Genomic DNA, 19,459 nt, shown 5'->3' with positions numbered 1-19,459 from the left:
CGGGATTCACCTCGCGGGGTGCGGCGGCTGGGACGGGGTGCGGTTCTCCATGACGTGGTCCACGAGTCCGTACGCCTGGGCGGCCGGGGCGTCGAGGATGGTGTCCCGCTCGATGGCGGCACTGATGTCCTGCGTACAACGCCCGGTGTGACGGGCCGGCATGGCGGTGAGCGTCTCGCGCACACGCACCAACTCGCGTGCTTCGATCTCGAGATCGGAGGGCTGGCCCCGCACCGGCTCGTCCAGGGCGGGCTGCTGAATGACTACCCGGGCGCCGGGCAGTGCATGTCGGTGTCCGGGTGCGCCGGCCGCGAGGAGCACGGCGGCGCTGGATCCCGCCCAGCCGAGACACAAGGTCTCCACCTCGCAGGTGAGGTACTGCATGGTGTCGTAGATCGCCGTCATGGCGTCGAACGATCCGCCGGGCGAGTTGATGTAGAGGGAGAGCGGCCGGTCCGGCTCGGCGTGCTCCAGATGCATGAACTGCGCGATCAGGTCGGTGGGTCTACGGCGGTGAACGCGTGGTCGTGACCCGCCACGGCAAGCCGCTCGTGGCGCTGGAATCCGCCGCTGACCTGCAGCGACTTGAGAGCGAAGAGGCGGAGGCGGCTGAGGAGCAGGTGATCCGTCCGGTCTCGTCGATCGACCCGGTGACGTCCGCTCCGGGCGAACGACGCAGCTTCGGCATCGCTGCGGAACACCGTGGCCGGCGCGACCGGCCCGGCGGCTGACGAAACGGTCGTCACGACCGCCCCGGCGGCGACTCCGGTGAGGGCCGGCGGCAGGGTGCTCGCGTCGAGCGCGCTGCCGCGGGGATCCGCTGCGGGCGCCGCGACGAGATCGGTGACCGGTGGCACGGCGGTCCTGGCCGGCGCCGCCCCGGCGACCGCCTGGGTCGGCGGCGGGGAGACGACGGGGCCGCCGCCGGCGCGGTGAGCAGCTGCGGTCCCTCCCCGGTGGCCACGACGGCGCCGTATACGACCCTCCCCTCCCTCGCGGTGCGCGGGGCCGCCGCGCCGTCGTAGCGGTGGATCTCGAAGGTTTCCCAGGGCTGCTCGAACTGCTTCCGTAACGTGCCGGAAAAACTTCCGTCCTAACGTGCAATACCTGGCCGCGGAACCCGGTGCGCTGTTCAACCGACTGTTGGAAGTGGACAGGGTCCCGCCGCGCCCGGGGCCGGTACCGGGCGGAAGACGAAAAGGTGGAAGCGTGCAACTGACTCCGCACGAACAGGAACGCCTGCTCATCCACGTGGCGGCCGACGTCGCCGAGCGGCGCAGGGCGCGCGGGCTGCGGCTGAATCATCCCGAAGCGATCGCCCTGATCACCTCGCACCTCCTGGAAGGCGCCCGTGACGGCCGGACGGTCGCCGAACTCATGGCCTCCGGCAGGAAGGTGCTCACCCGCGCGGACGTCATGGACGGCATCCCGGAGATGATCCACGACGTCCAGGTCGAGGCCACCTTCCCGGACGGCACCAAGCTCGTCACCGTCCACGACCCGATCGTCTGACGGGGACTGCCGATGATTCCCGGAGAGATCCTGTACGCGGACGGCCCGGTGCCGCTCAACGAGGGGCGCCACGTCACCCGCCTCACCGTCCTCAACGCCGCGGACCGGCCCGTCCAGGTCGGCTCGCACTACCACTTCGCCGAGGCCAACCCCGGCCTGGACTTCGACCGGCGGGCCGCCCACGGGCTGCGGCTGAACATCGCCGCGGGGACCGCCGTGCGCTTCGAACCCGGCATCCCCGTCGACGTCGAACTCGTCCCGCTCGCAGGCCTGCGCATCGTCCCCGGACTGCGCGGCGACACCGGAGGTTCCCTCGATGCCTGAGCTCAGCCGACCCGTGTACGCCGACCTGTTCGGGCCCACCACCGGTGACCGCATCCGGCTCGCCGACACCGACCTCGTCGTCGAGATCGAGGAGGACCGCTGCGGCGGTCCCGGGCGGGCCGGTGACGAGGCCGTGTTCGGCGGCGGAAAGGTGATTCGCGAATCGATGGGCCAGGCGCGCACCACCCGCGCCGAGGGCGCACCCGACACCGTGATCACCGGCGCCGTCATCATCGACCACTGGGGCGTGGTCAAGGCCGACGTGGGTATCCGTGACGGCCGGATCACCGGCATCGGCAAGGCCGGCAACCCGGACACGATGGACGGCGTCCATCCCGACCTGGTCATCGGGCCCGAGACCGAAATCATCGCGGGCAACGGCAAGTTCATCACTGCGGGCGCCATCGACGCGCACGTCCACTTCATCTCGCCGACCCTGGTCGACGAGGCGCTCTCCGCAGGGGTCACCACCCTCGTCGGCGGCGGCACGGGACCGGCGGAGGGCACCAAGGCCACCACCATCACCCCCGGCCCCTGGCACCTTGCCCGGATGTTCCAGGCGCTGGAGGCCTACCCCGTCAACATCGGTCTGCTCGGCAAGGGCAACACGATGTCCCGCGAGGCCATGCACTCCCAACTGCGGGCCGGGGCACTCGGATTCAAGATCCATGAGGACTGGGGTGCCACCCCCGCCGTCATCGACGCCTGCCTCGGCGTCTGCGAGGAGACCGGCGCACAGCTGGCCATCCACACGGACACGCTCAACGAGGCCGGATTCGTCGCCGACACACTGGCCGCCATCGCCGGGCGCTCCATCCACGCCTACCACACCGAAGGCGCGGGCGGCGGGCACGCACCCGACATCATCAGCGTGGTGTCGGAGCCGTACGTCCTTCCCAGCTCCACCAATCCCACCCGCCCGCACACCGTCAACACCATCGAGGAACACCTCGACATGCTGATGGTCTGCCATCACCTCAACCCCGCGGTGCCGGAGGACCTCGCCTTCGCCGAGTCCCGGATCCGGCCCTCGACCATCGCGGCCGAGGACATCCTCCACGACCTCGGCGCCATCTCGATCATCTCCTCGGACTCCCAGGCGATGGGGCGCATCGGCGAAGTCGTCCTGCGCACCTGGCAGACCGCCCATGTGATGAAGCGGCGGCGGGGGTCGCTGCCGGGCGACGGTCCGGCCGACAACCACCGGACCCGTCGTTATGTCGCCAAATACACCATCAACCCGGCGGTCGCCCAAGGGCTCGACCGGGAGATCGGCTCGATCGAGACCGGGAAGCTCGCCGACCTCGTGCTGTGGGACCCGGCCTTCTTCGGGGTCAAGCCGCAGACCGTGATCAAGGGCGGACAGATCGCGTACGCGCAAATGGGCGACGCCAACGCCTCGATCCCCACCCCGCAACCGGTCATGCCACGACCGATGTTCGGTGCCGTGGGCCGGGCCCCCGCGGCCAACTCCCTCAACTTCGTCTCCGGTGCGGCCATCGAGGACGGGCTGCCGGAACGGCTGGGGCTCGGCAAGCGGTTCGTGCCGATCACCAGCACCCGCGGTGTCACCAAGGCGGACATGCGGGAGAACGACGCCCTGCCCCGTGTCCGGGTCCATCCCGACAGCTTCGACGTCACCATCGACGGGGAGCGGGTCGAACCCGCGCCGGCCACCGAACTTCCCATGGCCCAGCGCTACTTCCTCTTCTGACCCGTTCCCTCCACCAACCCCACCGACCCCACCGCAGGCAGGACAGCACCCATGACGACGCGCGCCGCCCTGCTCGTCCTTGCCGACGGCCGCTTCCCCGCCGGTGGCCACGCCCACTCGGGTGGCGCCGAGCCGGCCGTCAAGGCAGGACACATCCGCAACGCCCAGGACCTGGCGGACTTCTGCCTGGGCAGGCTCCACACCACCGGACTCACCTCCGCCGCCCTGGCCGCGGCAGCGGCCCACGGCCTCGACCCCCTCGCGCTCGACGAGGCCGCCGACGCCCGGACCCCGTCACCCGCGCTGCGGGCCGTCGGGCGCAGGCTCGGACGCCAGCTCATGCGGGCCGCGCGGGCCACCTGGCCCAGCCCCGAACTGGCCGCGCTCGCCGCGGCCCGGCCGCGCGGCGCCCACCAGCCCGTCGTCCTCGGCCTCACCGCACGCGCCGCGGGCCTGGAGCCGCAGGACGCCGCGCATTGCGTCGCCTACGAAGCCGTGAGCGGTCCGGCCACCGCGGTCGTCCGGCTGCTCTCCCTCGACCCCTTCGAGGCCACCGCCGTCCTCGCCCGACTCGCACCCGCACTCGACCGGGTCGCCGGACAGGCCGCCGCAGCGGCACGGGGCGGCATCGACGCACTGCCCGCCGCCTCCGCCCCCTTGCTCGACATCACCGCCGAAGCCCACGCGGCCTGGCCGGTCCGCCTGTTCGCTTCCTGAGCCCCGCCCCGCCCGCCGCCACACCAGGAGCCGCACCCATGCACCTCGACCACACCCACCACGGCCCCGCGGCCGTCAGCGCCGACGCCGCCCGTCCCGACGGCACCCGCCGCGCCCTGCGCATCGGCCTCGGCGGACCGGTCGGCTCAGGGAAGACCGCCACCGTCGCCGCCCTCTGCCGCGCCCTGCGCGACCGGCTGTCCATCGCCGTCGTCACCAACGACATCTACACCCGTGAGGACGCCGCCTTCCTCCTCCGCAACGCCGTGCTGCCGCCCGAGCGCATCCAGGCCGTCGAGACCGGCGCCTGCCCGCACACCGCGATCCGCGACGACATCTCCGCCAACCTGGAGGCCGTCGAGGACCTGGAGGACGCCGTCGGGCCGCTGGACCTGATCCTCGTCGAATCCGGCGGTGACAACCTGACAGCCACCTTCTCCAGAGGGCTCGTCGACGCGCAGGTCTTCGTCATCGACGTCGCGGGCGGCGACGACATCCCCCGCAAGGGCGGCCCGGGTGTCACCACCGCCGACCTCCTCGTCATCAACAAGACGGACCTCGCGCCGTACGTCGGCTCCGACCTGGACCGGATGGCCCGCGACGCCGCCGAGCAGCGCGGCGAGCTCCCCGTCGTGTTCACCTCCCTCACCTCCGCCGAGGGGGTCGCGCCCGTCGCCGACTGGGTGCGGGCACAGCTCGCCGCCTGGGCCGCATGAGCGTCGAGGCCACCGCACGGATCACGGCGGTCCCCGACGGCCGCGGCGCCACCGTCCTCCCCGTGCTGGAGAGCGAAGGACCGCTCGCCCTGCGCCGCACGAGGTCGCCGGCGCCCGGATACGCCCGCGTCACCGTGGTCGGCGCGATGAGCGCGCCCCTCGGCGGTGACCGACTCGCCATCGAGGCACGGGCCGAGGACGGCGCGCTGCTGGCGGTGGACTCCGCCGCCGCCACCGTGGCGCTCCCCGGTGCCGGACCTGACGCGGGCCGCGCCTCGTACGACCTGCGGCTGAGCGTGGGGGAGGGCGCCGAGCTCCGCTGGCTCCCCGAGCAGCTCATCTCGGCGTGCGGCAGCGAGCTCGACCAGACCACCCGGATCGAACTCGCCGCCACCGCACGGCTGGTGCTGCGCGAGGAACAGATCCTGGGCCGGTCCGGCGAGGACACCGGCAGCCTCACCACCCGCCTGACCGTCCGCCGGGCCGGCCGGCCGCTGCTCGACCAGCACTTGGCCTACGGGCCCGGGGCTCCGGGGGGCTGGGACGGCGCCGCCGTCCTGGGAGGCAACCGGGCCGTAGGACAACTGCTCCTCGTCGAGCCCGCGTTCGAGGACGCTCCCCCCGCGCCGCGGGTGCTCGGCCCCACCGCCGCGCTCACCCCGCTGGCCGGACCGGCCGTCCTGGTGACGGCGCTGGCCGCCGACGCCCGGTTCCTGCGCGGCGTGCTGGACGAGGCGCTGGAAAGGCTGCTGCACGGGCTCAGGGCCGCCCGCGGGGTCTGAGTCCGCTCAGCGGGACGGAGGTCACCGGTTATTGGTTCGGCAAAGAATCACACGTACGCCCTGTTCTCAGGCACCTCACGGACGAAAGGATCCGCTGGACGCGACAACACGTGCGCCGCCACGGGCGGCGTCACACACAGGGGGAGGTTCCACGTGAGACGCACAGCAGTGCTCGGTTCGGCCGGCACTCTGATCGCGGGCACGCTCATAGCGGGCGTGATAGCCGCGCCGGCCGCCGGCGCCGACGGCCGCCACGGCACCGCCGAGGCGCGCGGAGTCCAGCTCGCCGCGGCCGAGGCCGCGCAGGCCGGCATCGACTGGACGGACTGTCCGGCGGACTGGGCGATCCCCGCACCCATCCAGTGCGGATGGGTGACCGTGCCGCTCGACTACGCCGAGCCGCACGGCAAACAGATCAGGCTCGCCGTCGACCGGCACGTCAGCACGGGCACGAAGGCCGAGCGCCAGGGCGCCCTGCTCTACAACCCCGGCGGCCCCGGCGGCTCCGGCATGGCGTTTCCGAAGCGCATCGTCACGAAGAACCCGCTCTGGACGAACACCGCGAAGGCATACGACTTCGTCGGCTTCGACCCGCGCGGCGTCGGCCGCTCGGCGCCCATCTCCTGCGTCGACCCGCAGGAGTTCGTGAAGGCCCCGAAGCCCGACCCGGTGCCCGACAGCGAGGCCGACAAGCGCGCGCAGCGCAAGCTTGCCGCCGAGTACGCGGACGGCTGCGCCGAGCGCAGCGGCGACATGCTGCCCCACATGACCACGCCCGACACCGCACGCGACCTGGACGTCATCCGCGCCGCACTCGGTGAGAAGAAGCTCAACTTCCTGGGTGTCTCCTACGGCACCTACCTGGGCGCGGTCTACGGCACGCTCTTCCCGACGCATGTGCGCCGCATGGTGGTCGACAGCGTGGTCAACCCCGCGAAGGACAACATCTGGTACGAGGCCAACCTCAACCAGGACATCGCCTTCCAGACCCGCTGGGACGACTGGAAGGCGTGGGTCGCCGAGAACGACGCCACCTACCACATCGGCGACACACCCGAGAAGGTCGAGCAGGCGTGGCTGACGCTGCGTGCCGCGGCCAAGAAGAATCCGATCGGCGGCGTCGTCGGCCCCGCCGAGCTCATCGGCTTCTTCCAGGGCGCGCCGTACTACGACTCCGCCTGGGCGCCCACCGCCCGGACCTGGAGCGACTACCTGGCCGGCGACACCCAGGCGCTCATCGACGCCGCTGCTCCCGACCTGTCGGACACCGCAGGCAACGCCCGCTCGGAGAACAGCAACGCCGTGTACACCGCGGTCGAGTGCGCGGACGCCAAGTGGCCCACCAGTTGGAGGAAGTGGGACCGCGACAACACCCGGCTGCACCAGGAGTACCCGTTCATGACCTGGGCCAACGCCTGGATGAACCTGCCCTGTGCGACCTGGTCGGCCGAGCAGCAGACCCCGCTGGACGTCCGGACCGGCAAGGGCCTGCCCCCGGTGCTGATCGTGCAGTCCACGCGGGACGCCGCCACTCCGTACGAGGGCGCCGTCGAGCTGCACAAGCGCTTCAAGGGCTCCCGTCTCATCACCGAGAAGGGCGCCGGCTCCCACGGAGTCACCGGTCTGGTCAACGCCTGCGTCAACGAGCGGGTGGACACCTATCTGCTCACCGGGAAGACCGACCGCCGCGACGTGACGTGCGCACCGCACGCCGCGCCGAAGCCGTAGGCACCACCCGATCCGCGTGAACGGGCGGCCGGAGATCCCGACCGGCCACCCGTTCACGCCGGCCCCGGACCGCACGAGCCGCTCGACGGCCTCCGGGAGCGATTCCGCCCAGCCGTCACCGGCTCGGATCCGCGCTCCGGTCGACCAGGACGTCACAGCCGTTGCCGTCGCACCCTCACCGCCGGGCCACGGTCATCCGCCCGGAGGAGATCCCGTCCTCAGCGTCGGCGCCGAGGGAACTTCCTGGGCTGCTCGGCCTGAGCCGCCGCCTTCACCTTCGCCGCGTACTCGTCGACGTACTCCTGCCCGGAGAGACCGAGCACGGCGTACATGATCTCGTCGGTGACCGCCCGGATCGCCGCCTTCTGGTTCTCCAGACCGGCGTAGCGGGAGAAGTCCAGCGGCTCGCCGAAACGGATCGTGACCCGCTTGATCCGGGGCACGACCTTGCCGGGCGGCTGGATCTCGAACGTGCCGACCATCGCGCAGGGAATGACCGGGACCCCTGCCTTGATCGCCATCACCGCGACCCCGACCTTGCCCTTGTACAGGCGGCCGTCGTGCGAGCGGGTGCCCTCCGGGTAGATCCCCAGGAGCTCGCCCTTGCTCAGCACCCCCAGGCCCTCGCGGATCGCCGCCTGCCCCGCGTCCTTGCCCGACCGGTCCACCGGAATCTGCCCGGCGCTGTGGAAGAAGGCCGCGGTCAGCCTGCCCTTGATGCCGGGACCGGTGAAGTACTCGGCCTTCGCGAGGAACGTGATGCGCCGCTTGATGATCGCGGGCATCAGGAAATGGTCGGAGAACGACAGGTGGTTCCCCGCGACGATGGCAGCGCCCTCATCGGGGATGTGCTCCAGTCCTTCGATACGGGGCCGGAACACCAGCTGGAGCAGGGGTCCCAGCACGACATACTTCAGGACGTAATAGAACACGAACGGTGCACCTCGCTCTGCGGGCCGGTATCAGTGAGTTCTACCAGGCCGCCGAGGTACGGGGAACCGCCGGTCCGGGCCACCTTCGCTCAGGTGTCGCGGGTGGCCACCATCCCCAATGTGGCCATGCCCAGCACCACCCAGCCGAACCAGAGCCAGCCGTTGCTCCCCAGCGCCACCGTGTACGCGGTCACCGCGACCAGCGTCCCGACGGTCAGCACTCCCATGGTCTTCGTGGATCCAGGCATGAGCGCACACTCCTCACCGGCCGCGCGGCCGTTGAAGCCATGGTCACCCCACAGTCGCGCCCACGCTACTGTCCGCGCGCCTGCAAAGAGGCGAGGTAGGCGTTGTACGCGTTCAGTTCCCGGTCGCCGTCCCGGTCCGCGGCACGGTCGGCGCGCTTGGCCGTCCGCTGCTCGGAGCGGTACCACTGGAAGACCAGCGCGATCAGGACCAGCACGGAGGGGATCTCGCTGAACGCCCAGGCGATACCGCCCGCTGCGGACTGATCACTCAGGGCGTCGATCCCGAGCGAGGCCGGGGGATCGGCGTACGTCCCCACCATCGGCTGGCTCGCCATCATCAGCGCGATGCCGAAGAACGCGTGGAAGGGCATACCCGCGAAGAGCTCCAGCATCCGCATCACGTAGCCCGGCCGGTGCGGCCCCGGGTCGACCCCCATGATCGGCCAGAAGAACACCAGGCCGACCGCGAGGAAGTGCACCATCATCGCGAGATGGCCGACCGTCGAGCCCATCAGGAAGTCGAACAGCGCGGTGAAGTAGAGCGCGTACAGGCTCGCGATGAACAGCGGGATCGTGAACACCGGATGCGTGATGATCTTCATGTAGCGGCTGTGGAGGAGCATGAGCAGCAGCTCGCGCGGACCGGTACGGCCACGCCCCGCCACCGGCAGCGCACGCAGCGCCAGCGTCACGGGCGCGCCCAGCAGCAGCAGGATCGGCGACAGCATGCTGATCACCATGTGCTGCACCATGTGCACGCTGAACATGACCATGCCGTAGTCGTTGAGTCCCGTGCACATCACCGCGGCGATGGACAGCACACCGACGACGAAGAACGCGATCCGGTTGACCGGCCAGCCGTCGCCCCGTCTGCGCAGCCGCAGCACGGCGTAGCCGTACAGGACCAGCGCGGCGATACAGCCGGTCAGGAAGAACGGGTCCGCGGAGAATTCGAGCCCGCGTCCCAGCGTGAACGGCGGTAGATCCATGTTCATGCCGTGCCCGCTGTGATCCATCTGTTCACTCCCGCTGGGGACGTCCCCGTTTCGTGCCGGTTGTCCGGACCAGAGTAGAACTGCCCCCGGCCGCGGGTGCGGCCGGGGGCAGTTCCGGAGTACGTCGTACGGCTCAGAGCACGCACTGAGCCTCGGCGTAGCGCTCGGCCGGGACCGTCTTCAGGGTCTCCACGGCCGCCGCCAGCGGAACCATCGTGATGTCCGTGCCGCGCAGTGCCGTCATCATGCCGAACTCGCCGCGGTGAGCGGCCTCGACCGCGTGCCAGCCGAAACGGGTGGCCAGGACACGGTCGTACGCGGTCGGGGTGCCGCCGCGCTGGACGTGACCGAGGATCACCGGGCGGGCCTCCTTGCCGAGGCGCTGCTCCAGCTCGCCCGAGAGCTGCGTCGCCACACCGGCGAACCTCTCGTGGCCGTAGACGTCCTTGGTGCCCTGGTTGAAGTCCATCGAGCCCTCGCGAGGCTTGGCGCCCTCCGCGACGACGACGATCGCGAACTTCTTGCCGTCCGAGAAGCGCCGGCCGACGAGCGCGGTCAGCTCGTCGATGTCGAAGGGCCGCTCGGGGACGACGATCGCGTGCGCGCCCGCCGCCATGCCCGAGTGCAGGGCGATCCAGCCGGTGTGCCGCCCCATGACCTCGACGATCAGCACCCGCTGGTGCGACTCGGCCGTGGTCTTCAGCCGGTCGAGCGCGTCCGTCGCGACGCCCACGGCCGTGTCGAAACCGAAGGTCACGTCGGTGGAGGCGATGTCGTTGTCGATGGTCTTGGGCACACCGACGATGGGCAGCCCCGCCTCGGAGAGCAGGTTGGCGGCCTTCAGCGTGCCCTCTCCGCCGATCGGGATGATCGCGTCCAGGCCGAGATCGGTGACATGGCCCCTGGCCCGCTCCACACCGTCGCGCAGATGCGCGGGCTGGACCCGGGAGGAACCGAGGATCGTGCCGCCCCGGGCGAGAATGCCGCCCACCGCGTCCAGGTCGAGCTTGCGGTAGTCACACTCGAGGAGACCCCGCCAGCCGTCGTGGAAGCCGATGACCTCGTCACCGTGGTCGACCACGGCGCGGTGCACGACGGAACGGATGACGGCGTTGAGGCCGGGGCAGTCGCCGCCGGAGGTGAGGACACCAATTCGCATTGCCCGGGAAACCTTTGCAACGTGGGCCGACGACCGGACCACGTCGTCCGGTTGGATCCCGCCACCCTACCGGCGCAAGGTGGCGGGACCGAACCCACCGTCCGACTGTTGGACGTCCACCGGCCGTACACGAAAATCCGCGATGACGGACGGCCTGTCAAGAAGGCGTGTCCGTACGGAAGGCCGTGCCGGCCGGAGGACCTCAGGCGGGCTGCGTCGCCGCGGCGATGCGCTCGGCGCGCAGCGCCTCGTACCACCGGTCGTCGCACGGCGGCAGCGCGTTCACATCGAGGGCCAGCTTCAGCAGGTGGTCCGCGATCAGCGGATTGCGCGCCAGCACGGGACCGTGCATGTACGTACCGAAGACCGTGTCGTTGTACGCGCCCTCCGTGCCGTCACCCGTGCCGTTGCCCCGCCCGATCCGGGTACGGGCGAACGGCCTTGTCGTCGGGCCGAGGTGGGTGACGCCCTGGTGGTTCTCGAATCCGGTCAGCGGCGGCAGACCCAGGTTGGGATCGATGTCCCCGAGCACGTCACCGACGCACCGGGCACCCTCGCCCCGCGTGGAGATCACGTCGAGCAGCCCGAGGCCGGGCTCGCGCTCGCCGAGGTCGTTGATGAACTCGTGCCCGAGGATCTGGTAGCCCGCGCAGACCGAGAAGATGATCGCGCCGTTGGAAGCGGCCCGGCTCAGCCCGCCGTCGCGGCGCAGCCGCTCCGCTGCCAGCCGTTGCGGACGGTCCTCACCCCCGCCGATCAGGTAGATGTCGCCCGAGGTCGGGATGGGCTGGTCGCTGCGCACGTCGACGCGTTGCACGTCGAGACCGCGCTGCCGCGCCCGGCGCTCCACCACGAGGGCGTTGCCCTGATCGCCGTAGGTGCTGAGGAGGTCCGGGTAGACCCACACCAGCCGCAGGCCGTTGTTGCTCATGCTTCGTCCTCTCCGGGGGTGGCCCGCGCCGGGGTCAGTTGCCGACACGACGGCGCAGATCCTGGAAGGCGGTGTAGTTGGCAATGACCTCGATGCGGCCGGGCGGAGACATCTGGACGGCCTCGTCCAGGTTCTCGCAGACGCGGAAGTCCAGACCGGCGACCTCCAGGCGCACCGCGAGGTCCAGCTTGCGGTCCCCGAGCACGAAGATCGGGTGGCCGTACAGCTGGGTGTAGTCGACGTCCCAGAGCCACGAGGTGTCCGTGCCGTCGGCGCCGCGGGCGTTCACGGAGAGGATCACCGGGGTGGGCGGAGGGTCGATCAGCGAGAACGTCTCGAGCCAGCCCGCCGGGTTCTTCGCCAGCAGGAGCCGCAGCTCACGGCCGAGGAAGGTGACGACGTCGTAGCGGCCGGCCACGGCCTGCACCTGGTACATGCGCTCCAGGGCGACCTGCGGCGGCACGCCGAACACGGCGGCGACGGCGGCCGAGCTGGTGGCGTTCGCCTTGTTGGCGCGGCCCGGCAGCTGGAGGTGGATCGGCCACGCGGAACCGTGCGGGTCCAGGACGTAGTCGCCGTTGAGCGCCCAGCTGGGGGCGGGACGGCGGAAACCGCACTCGCCGCAGAACCAGTCGTCGCCGGGGCGCTGCATCACACCGCCGCAGGACGGGCAGGACCAGGCGTCGTCCTTCCACGCCTGTCCCGCCGCGACCCACACCACGTTGGGCGAGGAGGACGCCGCCCAGACGATCAGCGGGTCGTCCGCGTTGGCCACGATCACGGCCTTCGAGCCGGAGAGGCCCTCGCGCCACTTCTCGGCCAGCATCCGGGTCTCCGCGGCACGGTCCAGCTGGTCGCGGGAGAGGTTGAGCAGCGCGATCACCTTCGGCGTCGTGTCGCGCGCGACGCCGGCGAGGTACTTCTCGTCGACCTCGATCACGCCGTACTTCGCGTCCGAGCCGCCGGCCAGCGCGGAGGTGATCCCCGCGGGCATGTTGGCGCCGAGCGCGTTCGACACGACGGGCCCGGCGGCCCGCAGTGCCTCGGCGATCAGCCGGGTGGTGGTCGTCTTGCCGTTCGTCGCGGACACGAGGATCACGTCCAAGTGCTGCGCCAGCCGCCCCAGCAGGTCGGGGTCGAGCTTGAGCGCCACCCGGCCGCCGATCACCGATCCGCTGCCGCGCCCCGCAGCGCGCGACACCGCCGCGGCGGCCTTGCCCGCCGTCACGGCGAGCTTGGCCCGCGGCGACAACGGCTCCGTGTTGCCTGCCATCGTCCTAGATCCTCCTTGCATCAGTCCGCGCCCAGCCTATCGATGTCCGGCACCTCGACCGCACGTCGGCACCGGGCGGAACGTGGAGGTCACGTGGAACGTACCCTTCTCCCCATGCGAAACCGCCCGATCCCCGGCAGTTCCGGACTCGTGCGTGCCCTGAGTCTGTTCGGCGACCCGGTGCTCCACGGCCCCTGCGAGGACGTCACCGACTTCGGTCCCTCGCTCGCGAGGCTGGTCGAGGACATGTTCGCCACCATGTACGCGGCGCAGGGTGTGGGACTGGCCGCCAACCAGGTCGGGGTTCCGCTCAAGGTGTTCGTCTACGACTGTCCGGACGACGAGGACCTCAGGCATCTCGGCCACCTCGTCAATCCGGTACTCGTCGAGGCGGACGGGATCACCGTACGCGGACCGGAGGGGTGCCTCTCACTCCCCGGTCTGGAAGCGGGCACCCCGCGCTTCGATCACGCGGTGGTCGAGGGCCGGACCCTCACGGGCGAGCCGGTGCGCGTGAGCGGCACCGGCTGGTTCGCCCGCTGCCTGCAGCACGAGTGCGACCACCTAGACGGCCGGGTCTACACGGACCGGCTGACCGGCCTGCGCCGCGCCAGGGCGCAGCGCGCGGCCCGGCGGGCGCCGTGGGGGCGTACGGACTGACCCGGGGCGGGCGGGCGCTGTCAGAAGCCGGGGCCGCCCGGCAGGTCGCCGGCCTCGGCCAGCCTGCCCCAGAGCAGGTCGGCGAGACTGCGCACCAACTGCTCGCGCGAGCAGGGGCGGTCGCCCAGCCACCAGTCGCCGGCCGCGTGCATCATGCCGACGATGCCGTGGCCCCAGATGCGGGCCATCTGTTCGCTGTCGGGGCCGAGGTCGACCCGCTCGGAGATCACCTTGCCGAGCTCCTCGCCGAGCCGGCGCAGCAGCGGGGCCGAGTGCCGGCCGACGTCGAAGCCCTGCTCGGGGGAGGGTGCCGCGTCGTCGGACGGGTGCATCAGGAAGCGGTAGACCTGCGGACGGGCCTCGATCGCCGCGAGGTACGTGTCCAGGGTGGCCTCGACCCGCTCGCGCCGTTCGGACGGAGCGTCGAGCGCGGCCCGCAGGGCGCTCAGCAGGGCGTCGGTGTGGCGCTTGGCGAGGGCGCGGTAGAGGCCGCCCTTGTCGCCGAAGTGGCGGTAGAGGATGGGCTTGGTGATCCCCGCCTCCGCGGCGATCGCGTTCATCGACGCCTGCGGGCCGTCCCGGAGTACCACGCGGTCCGCGGCCTCCAGCAGCTCCCGGCGGCGGCGCTCGGCCGCCGTCCGCTGTCGCTCGGCCCCTCGTGTGGTCTCCATGTCGTCTCTCTCCGCCCCCGCCAGCTGTCCTGCGATCTCTTGACGCCCGGGCAACGTAACACCATGCCCGGCGGTGCGGCGGATCCGAGGCTGAGCGGTTGACAGTCAATACTTGCTGGTAACAGACTGGTGTTACCGCGAGTAACGTATCCTTGACCGAAGCGCATGGAGGGAACATGGCCGAGTTCACGCTCGAGCTCAACGACGACCAGAAGCAGGTCCGCGACTGGCTCCACGGCTTCGCCGCGGATGTGATCCGGCCGGCCGCCTCGGAGTGGGACGAGCGTGAGGAGACGCCCTGGCCCGTCATCCAGGAGGCGGCCAAGGTGGGCATCTACTCCCTCGACTTCTACGCCCAGCAGTTCTTCGACCCTACGGGCCTCGGCATCCCCGTGGCTATGGAGGAACTGTTCTGGGGTGATGCGGGCATCGCCCTGTCGATCGTCGGAACGGGCCTGGCGGCCGTCGGCGTCCTCGCCAACGGAACCGAGGAACAGATCGGCACCTGGATCCCGCAGATGTACGGCGACGCCGACGACGTGAAGGTCGCCGCCTTCTGCTCCTCCGAGCCGGACGCCGGTTCCGACGTCGCCTCGATGCGTACCCGCGCGGTGTACGACGAGGCCAAGGACGAGTGGATCCTCAACGGCACCAAGACCTGGGCGACCAACGGCGGCATCGCCAACGTCCACGTCGTCGTCGCCGTCGTCGACCCGGAGCTGGGCTCGAAGGGCCACGCCTCGTTCATCGTCCCGCCCGCGACCCCGGGCCTGTCCCAGGGGCAGAAGTTCAAGAAGCACGGCATCCGCGCCTCGCACACCGCCGAAGTGGTCCTGGAGGACGCCCGCGTCCCCGGGCACTGCCTGCTCGGCGGCAAGGAGAAGCTCGACGAGCGCCTTGCCCGGGCCCGCGAGCGCGCCAGGTCCGGCGGCGAGCGGGTCAAGAACGCCGCGATGGCCACCTTCGAGGCGTCCCGCCCGGCCGTGGGCGCGATGGCGGTCGGCACCGCCCGCGCCGCGTACGAGGTCGCCCTCGACTACGCGAAGACCCGGACCCAGTTCGGCCGGCCCATCATCGACAACCAGGGCATCGCGTTCCAGCTGGCCGACATGCGCACGCAGATCGACGCCGCCCGGCTGCTGGTCTGGCGCGCCTCCTGGATGGCGAGCGCCGGAAAGCCGTTCGACGCGGCCGAGGGCTCGATGTCGAAGCTCTACGCGAGCGAGACGGCCAAATCGGTCACCGCGCAGGCCATCCAGATCCTCGGGGGCAACGGCTTCACCCGGGAGTACCCGGTGGAGCGCATGCACCGGGACGCCGCGATCTACACGATCTTCGAGGGCACGAGCGAGATCCAGCGCCTGGTGATCGCCCGTGCCCTGTCGGGGATGCCGATCCGCTAGCGACACCGCGGGGCCGGACCGTGTGGCGGTCCGGCCCCGCGAGCCGTCCTACTTCCGCGGCAGGTTCGCCTCGATGGCGGCGAGAACCTCGGGTGCCTCCGGCTCGGTGCGGGGGCGGATCCGGGCGACCGGCTCGCCGGCCGGGGAGATCAGGAACTTCTCGAAGTTCCACTGGACGTCACCGGCCGCGCCCTCGGCGTCCGCGAGCTTCGTCAGCTCCGTGTACAGCGGGTGCCGGTCCTCGCCGTTGACGTCGACCTTCTCCAGCAGCGGGAAGCTGACCCCGTACGTCGTCGAGCAGAACGTCCGGATCTCCTCGGCGGTGCCCGGCTCCTGACCCGCGAACTGGTTGCACGGCACGCCGAGGACGGTGAACCCGCGGTCCCCGTACTCCTTCTGGAGCCGCTCCAGGCCGGCGTACTGCGGGGTGAGGCCGCACTTCGATGCGACGTTCACCAGCAGGACCGCGGAGCCCTCGAAGGCCCCCAGCGTGGTGGGCTCGCCGGTGAGGGTGCGGAGCGGGATGTCGTGCAGCGTCATGGAGAACTCCTCGATAGCGTGGCGTCGCTGTTCATTGTGACGCCAGTGGGTTCGCTGGGCCGACCGCCTTGTAGTAGAAGGTGGTCGCCCTCAGGACGCCGGCCGGGTCTCCCGCGTACGCGGGAATCGATCCGCATTCCGTCCAGCCCGCCGAACTGTAGAGCCGTTCGGCCGGGCTGCCGGTCTCGGTGTCCAGGACCAGCAGAGTCAGTCCCTCGGCGGCCGCCGCCCGCTCGACGGCTGTCAGCAGGGCACGGCCGACACCCTGCCCGCGGGACGCGGCCCGCACCATCAGCTTGGCGACCTCCGCGCGGTGGCGGGCGTTCGGCAGAGCCGGCCTGACCAGGCCGATCGTGCCGACCAGCCGCTCCCCGTCCCGGGCGATCCAGACCCGGTGGCGCCCCGACTCGACCGCCGCGGCCCGCTCCCGCCACCAGGTGGCGGCGGCCTCCCGGTCCAGCGGTTTCAGGAATCCCACCGAGGCTCCGCCCTCCACGGTGTCGATCAGAAGGGCGGCCAGTTCGTCGGCGTACGTGACGAGCTCGGGGCCGGATACGGGGACGATCTCGGTCATGGAACGGGGTCCTTTCACATTCACGGCATGACGATCAGCAGGGCGTAGCGCACCCGGTCCGGGCCGGGGCAGCGGAAACGTGAGGGGCCGCGCAGCCGGAAGCGCAGGCAGTCACCGCGGCGCACGGTGTGCACGGTGTCGTCGACGGTGATCTCCACCGTGCCTTCGAGTACCCAGATGTGCTGCTCCACACCGGGCACGGGCGGATTCCCGTACGAGAGGGCGGCCCCGGCGTCGAGCGTGCCCTCGACGATCTCGGCGCGCAGGCCGGCGTGCGGCGGTGATACGGAGCGGCGTACGAATCCGGACGGCTCGTCCCGCCATACCGGCTGCTGGGCGGCGGGCACCAGTGCGGGCGGCTCCGCCTCCACCTCCATCAGCAGCCGGGACATCGTCCGTCCGTACGCCGCGCAGAGCCGCCCGAGCACGGTGGCGGTGGGGCTCAGTTCGCCGCGCTCCAGTCGCGACAGGGTCGAGCGGCTCACGTCGGTGCGCCGGGACAGCTCGTCCAGCGACCAGCCGTGCTCGGTGCGGAGCCCGCTCAGCCGGACCGCGAGCCGGGCGCCGACGGGGTCCGGCTGGTCGGTGCCTCTCATATCCGGGACTCTATCCCTTGAGTGAGATGAGCTGGCCGTCTCTGCCCCGGTGTGCCGATCGGCTGATGCCATGTCAGGCTGATAAAGGGAAAATAAGCCGAAAATCGGTTCATTCGGACCGGCTCGGCTGGAGAACCGAGGAGGCCGGTATGGCCAGAGACATGAGTGGTACACGAGCGGATCACGACACCTCGCGCACATCCCTGTCCGGCTGGACCGTCTTCGCGGCCGTACTGATGATCTTCGGCGGGGCCATGGCGATCCTTGAGGGGATCGCCGCCATCGCGAAGGACGACGTGTTCGTCGCCACGCGCAACTACGTCTTCCAGTTCAACCTGACGGGCTGGGGATGGGTCCATCTCATCCTGGGCATCGTCATCCTCCTGGCAGGCTGTGCGCTGTTCACGGGAGCCCTGTGGGCGCGTGCCGTCGGCGTCCTGCTCGCCGGGCTGGGGCTGGTCGCCCACTTCCTGTGGCTGCCGTACTACCCGTTCTGGTCCCTCGTGCTCATCGCCGTCAACATCATCGTCATCTGGGCGCTGTGTGCGGGGCCGCAGCGGGACGTTCGAGCCTGAGGGCGAGGACGTAGGAGACCACCACCGAGACGATCACGAGCGGTACCACCGTGATGCCCTCGGATCCCAGCAGCAGTGTGGCCAGCAGCACCGACGTCATCGGCAGCTTCAGCATCGCCACACACATGGCGCCGATGCCCATCGCGAAACCCGACGTCACGCTCAGTCCGGGCAGATGCGACAGGGCCAGTCCGCCCGCCGCCCCCAGGAACATCGCGGGGAAGACGGGGCCACCCCGGAAGCTGCTCAACGACGCGCAGTACGCGAGCGCCTTGCAGGCGATGAGCACCAGGAGCGTACCGGCGGAGTACGCCGCGTTGTCGCTGAGCAGCCCGCCCAGGGCGTCCTGCCCCGAATAGAGCACCTCGGAGGCATCCTCCCCGGTGCTCCCGGCGTAGAGGAGCGCGAGGAGGCCGACGATCACGCCCATCCCCGCGGTGGCCACCACCGTACGCCGCTCGACCCGCTCCTGCAGGAACAGGGAGAGCCGCTTGATCCCCGTGCCCGCGAGAGCCGCGGCGAGCCCCAGGACGACCGCCCAGCCGAACTCGCCGAAGGTCGGCTGCCCTGCGGGCGGCACGTGGGGGAGGGTCAGGGAGTACGTTCCCAGGCCCGTCCACGAACCCAGGCCGGTGAAGATGAGCGAGCCGACCCCCGCGGCCAGCAGCCCCGGTACGAGCGCCACGCCGAGCATCATCCCGGCCAGGCCCGAGGCCTCCGTCAGCAGGAACGCGCCGAGGAGCGGTGAGCCCAACAGGGCGCTGACGGCCGCGAAACTCCCCGAGGCTGCCACCATGGCGCGAACTCCGGGGTCGATACCGGGTGTCACCAGGCGTACCGCGTACACCGCCAGGCCGCCGCCGAGGGCGATGAGCGGCGCCTCCGGGCCGAGCACCGCCCCGAGCCCGAGGGAAGCCAGTGCGGCCAGGGTGATCCCCGGCAGCTCGGCGGCCGCCGGAGGCCCGGTGCTCACCTTGCTCTCGGCGGGCCTGTGTCCGCCCCGGCCCGGGAGGCGGCGGACAGTCAGCCCGGTCAGCAGCCCCGCCACGGCGAGCAGCGGGACGGGCCACCACGCGGGCGTGCCGTCGAAGCCCAGTGCCCGGGGCAGATCCCTGTAGGTCAGCGACTGGAGCTCATGGACGAGGGCCAGGAAGCCGAACGCCGCCGCGGAGATGGGGACTCCGAGGATCGCCACCGTGATCAGGAGCGCCAGGTACCCCCGGGTGCGCACGACCTTCATCGGATCCGGGGACTCCGCGCCGGGTGCTCCGACCGGTTCGGCCGACATGGTCATGGTCTCCTCGGCGTCGGGTCCCGGCCGGAGCACGCTGTCCCGGCGGGGTCCTCACGGTGATACCACGACGGGATGCCGTGTCCGTGATGTCCCGACTGCTCAGGAGCGGCGAGTC

21 protein-coding genes and 2 pseudogenes are annotated in these 19,459 nt (G+C 71.0%); 11 read left to right on the top strand and 12 right to left on the bottom strand.

What is annotated here, in order from left to right; translation table 11 throughout:
• Positions 1-6: 6 nt before the first annotated feature.
• Positions 7-501, bottom strand: a pseudogene (locus AB0F38_RS22595) (ATP-dependent Clp protease proteolytic subunit); the annotation flags it as partial.
• Between AB0F38_RS22595 and AB0F38_RS22590 the strand changes: the two are divergent.
• The 8 genes and pseudogenes from AB0F38_RS22590 to AB0F38_RS22555 form a co-directional block, all read left to right on the top strand.
• Positions 498-731: pseudogene (locus tag AB0F38_RS22590) on the top strand (type II toxin-antitoxin system prevent-host-death family antitoxin); the annotation flags it as partial. The pseudogenes AB0F38_RS22595 and AB0F38_RS22590 sit on opposite strands and share 4 nt — an antisense overlap.
• Positions 732-1,209: 478 nt before the next feature.
• Positions 1,210-1,512 carry an urease subunit gamma gene (locus AB0F38_RS22585; protein ID WP_124283047.1) on the top strand — a complete coding sequence of 101 codons (303 nt, stop codon included), beginning with the start codon at positions 1,210-1,212 and terminating at the stop codon, positions 1,510-1,512.
• Positions 1,513-1,524: 12 nt separating this feature from the next.
• Positions 1,525-1,836: an urease subunit beta gene (locus tag AB0F38_RS22580; RefSeq protein ID WP_361896204.1), complete on the top strand. Its 312-nt coding sequence runs from the start codon at positions 1,525-1,527 to the stop codon at positions 1,834-1,836.
• Positions 1,829-3,550: an urease subunit alpha gene (locus AB0F38_RS22575; RefSeq protein ID WP_361896201.1), complete on the top strand. Its 1,722-nt coding sequence runs from the start codon at positions 1,829-1,831 to the stop codon at positions 3,548-3,550. Before AB0F38_RS22580 ends, AB0F38_RS22575 begins: the two co-directional genes overlap by 8 nt.
• A 51-nt stretch (positions 3,551-3,601) precedes the next feature.
• Positions 3,602-4,267 carry an urease accessory UreF family protein gene (locus tag AB0F38_RS22570; RefSeq protein WP_361896198.1) on the top strand — a complete coding sequence of 222 codons (666 nt, stop codon included), beginning with the start codon at positions 3,602-3,604 and terminating at the stop codon, positions 4,265-4,267.
• Positions 4,268-4,305: 38 nt separating this feature from the next.
• Complete coding sequence (gene ureG, locus AB0F38_RS22565; RefSeq protein WP_361896195.1) at positions 4,306-4,983, top strand: urease accessory protein UreG; 678 nt, start codon at positions 4,306-4,308, stop codon at positions 4,981-4,983.
• Positions 4,980-5,765 (top strand): urease accessory protein UreD, encoded by a 786-nt coding sequence (locus AB0F38_RS22560; protein WP_361896193.1) that lies wholly within the window; start codon positions 4,980-4,982, stop codon positions 5,763-5,765. The genes ureG and AB0F38_RS22560 overlap by 4 nt, the downstream gene beginning before the upstream one ends.
• 153 nt (positions 5,766-5,918) lie before the next feature.
• Positions 5,919-7,493 carry an alpha/beta hydrolase gene (locus AB0F38_RS22555; RefSeq protein WP_361896190.1) on the top strand — a complete coding sequence of 525 codons (1,575 nt, stop codon included), beginning with the start codon at positions 5,919-5,921 and terminating at the stop codon, positions 7,491-7,493.
• Between the two features lie 218 nt (positions 7,494-7,711).
• Here AB0F38_RS22555 and AB0F38_RS22550 read toward each other — a convergent pair whose 3' ends face one another.
• The 6 genes from AB0F38_RS22550 to AB0F38_RS22525 form a co-directional block, all read right to left on the bottom strand.
• Entirely contained in the window at positions 7,712-8,425 is a 714-nt protein-coding gene (locus AB0F38_RS22550) for a lysophospholipid acyltransferase family protein (RefSeq protein ID WP_361896187.1), read from the bottom strand.
• A gap of 89 nt (positions 8,426-8,514) precedes the next feature.
• Positions 8,515-8,673, bottom strand: a complete 159-nt coding sequence (locus AB0F38_RS22545; protein ID WP_361896185.1) for a hypothetical protein — start codon at positions 8,671-8,673, stop codon at positions 8,515-8,517.
• A gap of 65 nt (positions 8,674-8,738) precedes the next feature.
• Positions 8,739-9,689, bottom strand: a complete 951-nt coding sequence (locus AB0F38_RS22540; protein ID WP_361896182.1) for a cytochrome c oxidase assembly protein — start codon at positions 9,687-9,689, stop codon at positions 8,739-8,741.
• A gap of 112 nt (positions 9,690-9,801) precedes the next feature.
• Complete coding sequence (locus tag AB0F38_RS22535; protein WP_361896179.1) at positions 9,802-10,827, bottom strand: 6-phosphofructokinase; 1,026 nt, start codon at positions 10,825-10,827, stop codon at positions 9,802-9,804.
• 202 nt (positions 10,828-11,029) lie between these two features.
• Positions 11,030-11,758, bottom strand: a complete 729-nt coding sequence (locus AB0F38_RS22530; protein WP_361896176.1) for a glutamine amidotransferase — start codon at positions 11,756-11,758, stop codon at positions 11,030-11,032.
• Between the two features lie 34 nt (positions 11,759-11,792).
• Positions 11,793-13,031, bottom strand: a complete 1,239-nt coding sequence (locus tag AB0F38_RS22525) for a MurT ligase domain-containing protein (protein ID WP_361896174.1) — start codon at positions 13,029-13,031, stop codon at positions 11,793-11,795.
• 114 nt (positions 13,032-13,145) lie between these two features.
• Here AB0F38_RS22525 and def point away from each other — a divergent pair, with 114 nt between their 5' ends.
• Complete coding sequence (def, locus tag AB0F38_RS22520) at positions 13,146-13,691, top strand: peptide deformylase (protein ID WP_361896172.1); 546 nt, start codon at positions 13,146-13,148, stop codon at positions 13,689-13,691.
• A gap of 20 nt (positions 13,692-13,711) precedes the next feature.
• On the opposite strand, the gene AB0F38_RS22515 is transcribed toward def, so the two are convergent.
• The gene (locus tag AB0F38_RS22515) at positions 13,712-14,362 is read right to left on the bottom strand and encodes a TetR family transcriptional regulator (RefSeq protein ID WP_361896169.1); all 651 of its coding nucleotides are present in this window, start codon (positions 14,360-14,362) and stop codon (positions 13,712-13,714) included.
• Between the two features lie 176 nt (positions 14,363-14,538).
• On the opposite strand from AB0F38_RS22515, the gene AB0F38_RS22510 reads away from it, so the two are divergent.
• Positions 14,539-15,765: an acyl-CoA dehydrogenase family protein gene (locus AB0F38_RS22510; RefSeq protein WP_361896167.1), complete on the top strand. Its 1,227-nt coding sequence runs from the start codon at positions 14,539-14,541 to the stop codon at positions 15,763-15,765.
• 48 nt (positions 15,766-15,813) lie between these two features.
• Here AB0F38_RS22510 and AB0F38_RS22505 read toward each other — a convergent pair whose 3' ends face one another.
• Genes AB0F38_RS22505 through AB0F38_RS22495 form a run of 3 tightly spaced genes read right to left on the bottom strand, consistent with a single transcriptional unit; the run spans position 15,814 to position 17,475 of the window.
• Complete coding sequence (locus tag AB0F38_RS22505) at positions 15,814-16,305, bottom strand: glutathione peroxidase (protein WP_361896165.1); 492 nt, start codon at positions 16,303-16,305, stop codon at positions 15,814-15,816.
• A 31-nt stretch (positions 16,306-16,336) separates the two neighbouring features.
• A complete protein-coding gene (locus tag AB0F38_RS22500; RefSeq protein WP_361896163.1) occupies positions 16,337-16,879 on the bottom strand; it encodes a GNAT family N-acetyltransferase in 543 nt (180 codons plus the stop codon).
• 20 nt (positions 16,880-16,899) lie between these two features.
• On the bottom strand, positions 16,900-17,475 hold the full coding sequence (locus AB0F38_RS22495; protein WP_361896161.1) for an XRE family transcriptional regulator: 576 nt from the start codon (positions 17,473-17,475) through the stop codon (positions 16,900-16,902).
• A gap of 149 nt (positions 17,476-17,624) precedes the next feature.
• Between AB0F38_RS22495 and AB0F38_RS22490 the strand changes: the two genes are divergently transcribed.
• Positions 17,625-18,050, top strand: a complete 426-nt coding sequence (locus AB0F38_RS22490) for a hypothetical protein (RefSeq protein WP_361896159.1) — start codon at positions 17,625-17,627, stop codon at positions 18,048-18,050.
• On the opposite strand, the gene AB0F38_RS22485 is transcribed toward AB0F38_RS22490, so the two are convergent.
• The gene (locus AB0F38_RS22485) at positions 18,004-19,338 is read right to left on the bottom strand and encodes a chloride channel protein (protein WP_361896157.1); all 1,335 of its coding nucleotides are present in this window, start codon (positions 19,336-19,338) and stop codon (positions 18,004-18,006) included. The two genes, AB0F38_RS22490 and AB0F38_RS22485, sit on opposite strands and share 47 nt — an antisense overlap.
• Between the last annotated feature and the right edge of the window lie 121 nt (positions 19,339-19,459).

The sequence above is a fragment of the Streptomyces sp. NPDC025273 genome, assembly GCF_040638585.1.
GTDB classification, from domain to species: domain Bacteria; phylum Actinomycetota; class Actinomycetes; order Streptomycetales; family Streptomycetaceae; genus Streptomyces; species Streptomyces cinereorectus.
The sequence above is the reverse complement of the archived record's forward strand: the minus strand, read 5'-3'. Positions and strand labels throughout refer to the sequence as shown.

Excerpts from the sequence above, each read along its gene's own strand:
- def (WP_361896172.1), top strand. The coding sequence starts at position 13,146 with ATGCGAAACCGCCCGATCCCCGGCAGTTCCGGACTCGTGCGTGCCCTG.
- ureG (WP_361896195.1), top strand. The coding sequence starts at position 4,306 with ATGCACCTCGACCACACCCACCACGGCCCCGCGGCCGTCAGCGCCGAC.
- AB0F38_RS22580 (WP_361896204.1), top strand. The coding sequence starts at position 1,525 with ATGATTCCCGGAGAGATCCTGTACGCGGACGGCCCGGTGCCGCTCAAC.
- AB0F38_RS22535 (WP_361896179.1), bottom strand. The coding sequence starts at position 10,827 with ATGCGAATTGGTGTCCTCACCTCCGGCGGCGACTGCCCCGGCCTCAAC.
- AB0F38_RS22485 (WP_361896157.1), bottom strand. The coding sequence starts at position 19,338 with ATGTCGGCCGAACCGGTCGGAGCACCCGGCGCGGAGTCCCCGGATCCG.
- AB0F38_RS22525 (WP_361896174.1), bottom strand. The coding sequence starts at position 13,031 with ATGGCAGGCAACACGGAGCCGTTGTCGCCGCGGGCCAAGCTCGCCGTG.
- AB0F38_RS22505 (WP_361896165.1), bottom strand. The coding sequence starts at position 16,305 with ATGACGCTGCACGACATCCCGCTCCGCACCCTCACCGGCGAGCCCACC.
- AB0F38_RS22500 (WP_361896163.1), bottom strand. The coding sequence starts at position 16,879 with ATGACCGAGATCGTCCCCGTATCCGGCCCCGAGCTCGTCACGTACGCC.
- AB0F38_RS22540 (WP_361896182.1), bottom strand. The coding sequence starts at position 9,689 with ATGGATCACAGCGGGCACGGCATGAACATGGATCTACCGCCGTTCACG.
- AB0F38_RS22570 (WP_361896198.1), top strand. The coding sequence starts at position 3,602 with ATGACGACGCGCGCCGCCCTGCTCGTCCTTGCCGACGGCCGCTTCCCC.
- AB0F38_RS22495 (WP_361896161.1), bottom strand. The coding sequence starts at position 17,475 with ATGAGAGGCACCGACCAGCCGGACCCCGTCGGCGCCCGGCTCGCGGTC.
- AB0F38_RS22490 (WP_361896159.1), top strand. The coding sequence starts at position 17,625 with ATGGCCAGAGACATGAGTGGTACACGAGCGGATCACGACACCTCGCGC.
- AB0F38_RS22545 (WP_361896185.1), bottom strand. The coding sequence starts at position 8,673 with ATGCCTGGATCCACGAAGACCATGGGAGTGCTGACCGTCGGGACGCTG.
- AB0F38_RS22560 (WP_361896193.1), top strand. The coding sequence starts at position 4,980 with ATGAGCGTCGAGGCCACCGCACGGATCACGGCGGTCCCCGACGGCCGC.
- AB0F38_RS22530 (WP_361896176.1), bottom strand. The coding sequence starts at position 11,758 with ATGAGCAACAACGGCCTGCGGCTGGTGTGGGTCTACCCGGACCTCCTC.
- AB0F38_RS22515 (WP_361896169.1), bottom strand. The coding sequence starts at position 14,362 with ATGGAGACCACACGAGGGGCCGAGCGACAGCGGACGGCGGCCGAGCGC.
- AB0F38_RS22575 (WP_361896201.1), top strand. The coding sequence starts at position 1,829 with ATGCCTGAGCTCAGCCGACCCGTGTACGCCGACCTGTTCGGGCCCACC.
- AB0F38_RS22510 (WP_361896167.1), top strand. The coding sequence starts at position 14,539 with ATGGCCGAGTTCACGCTCGAGCTCAACGACGACCAGAAGCAGGTCCGC.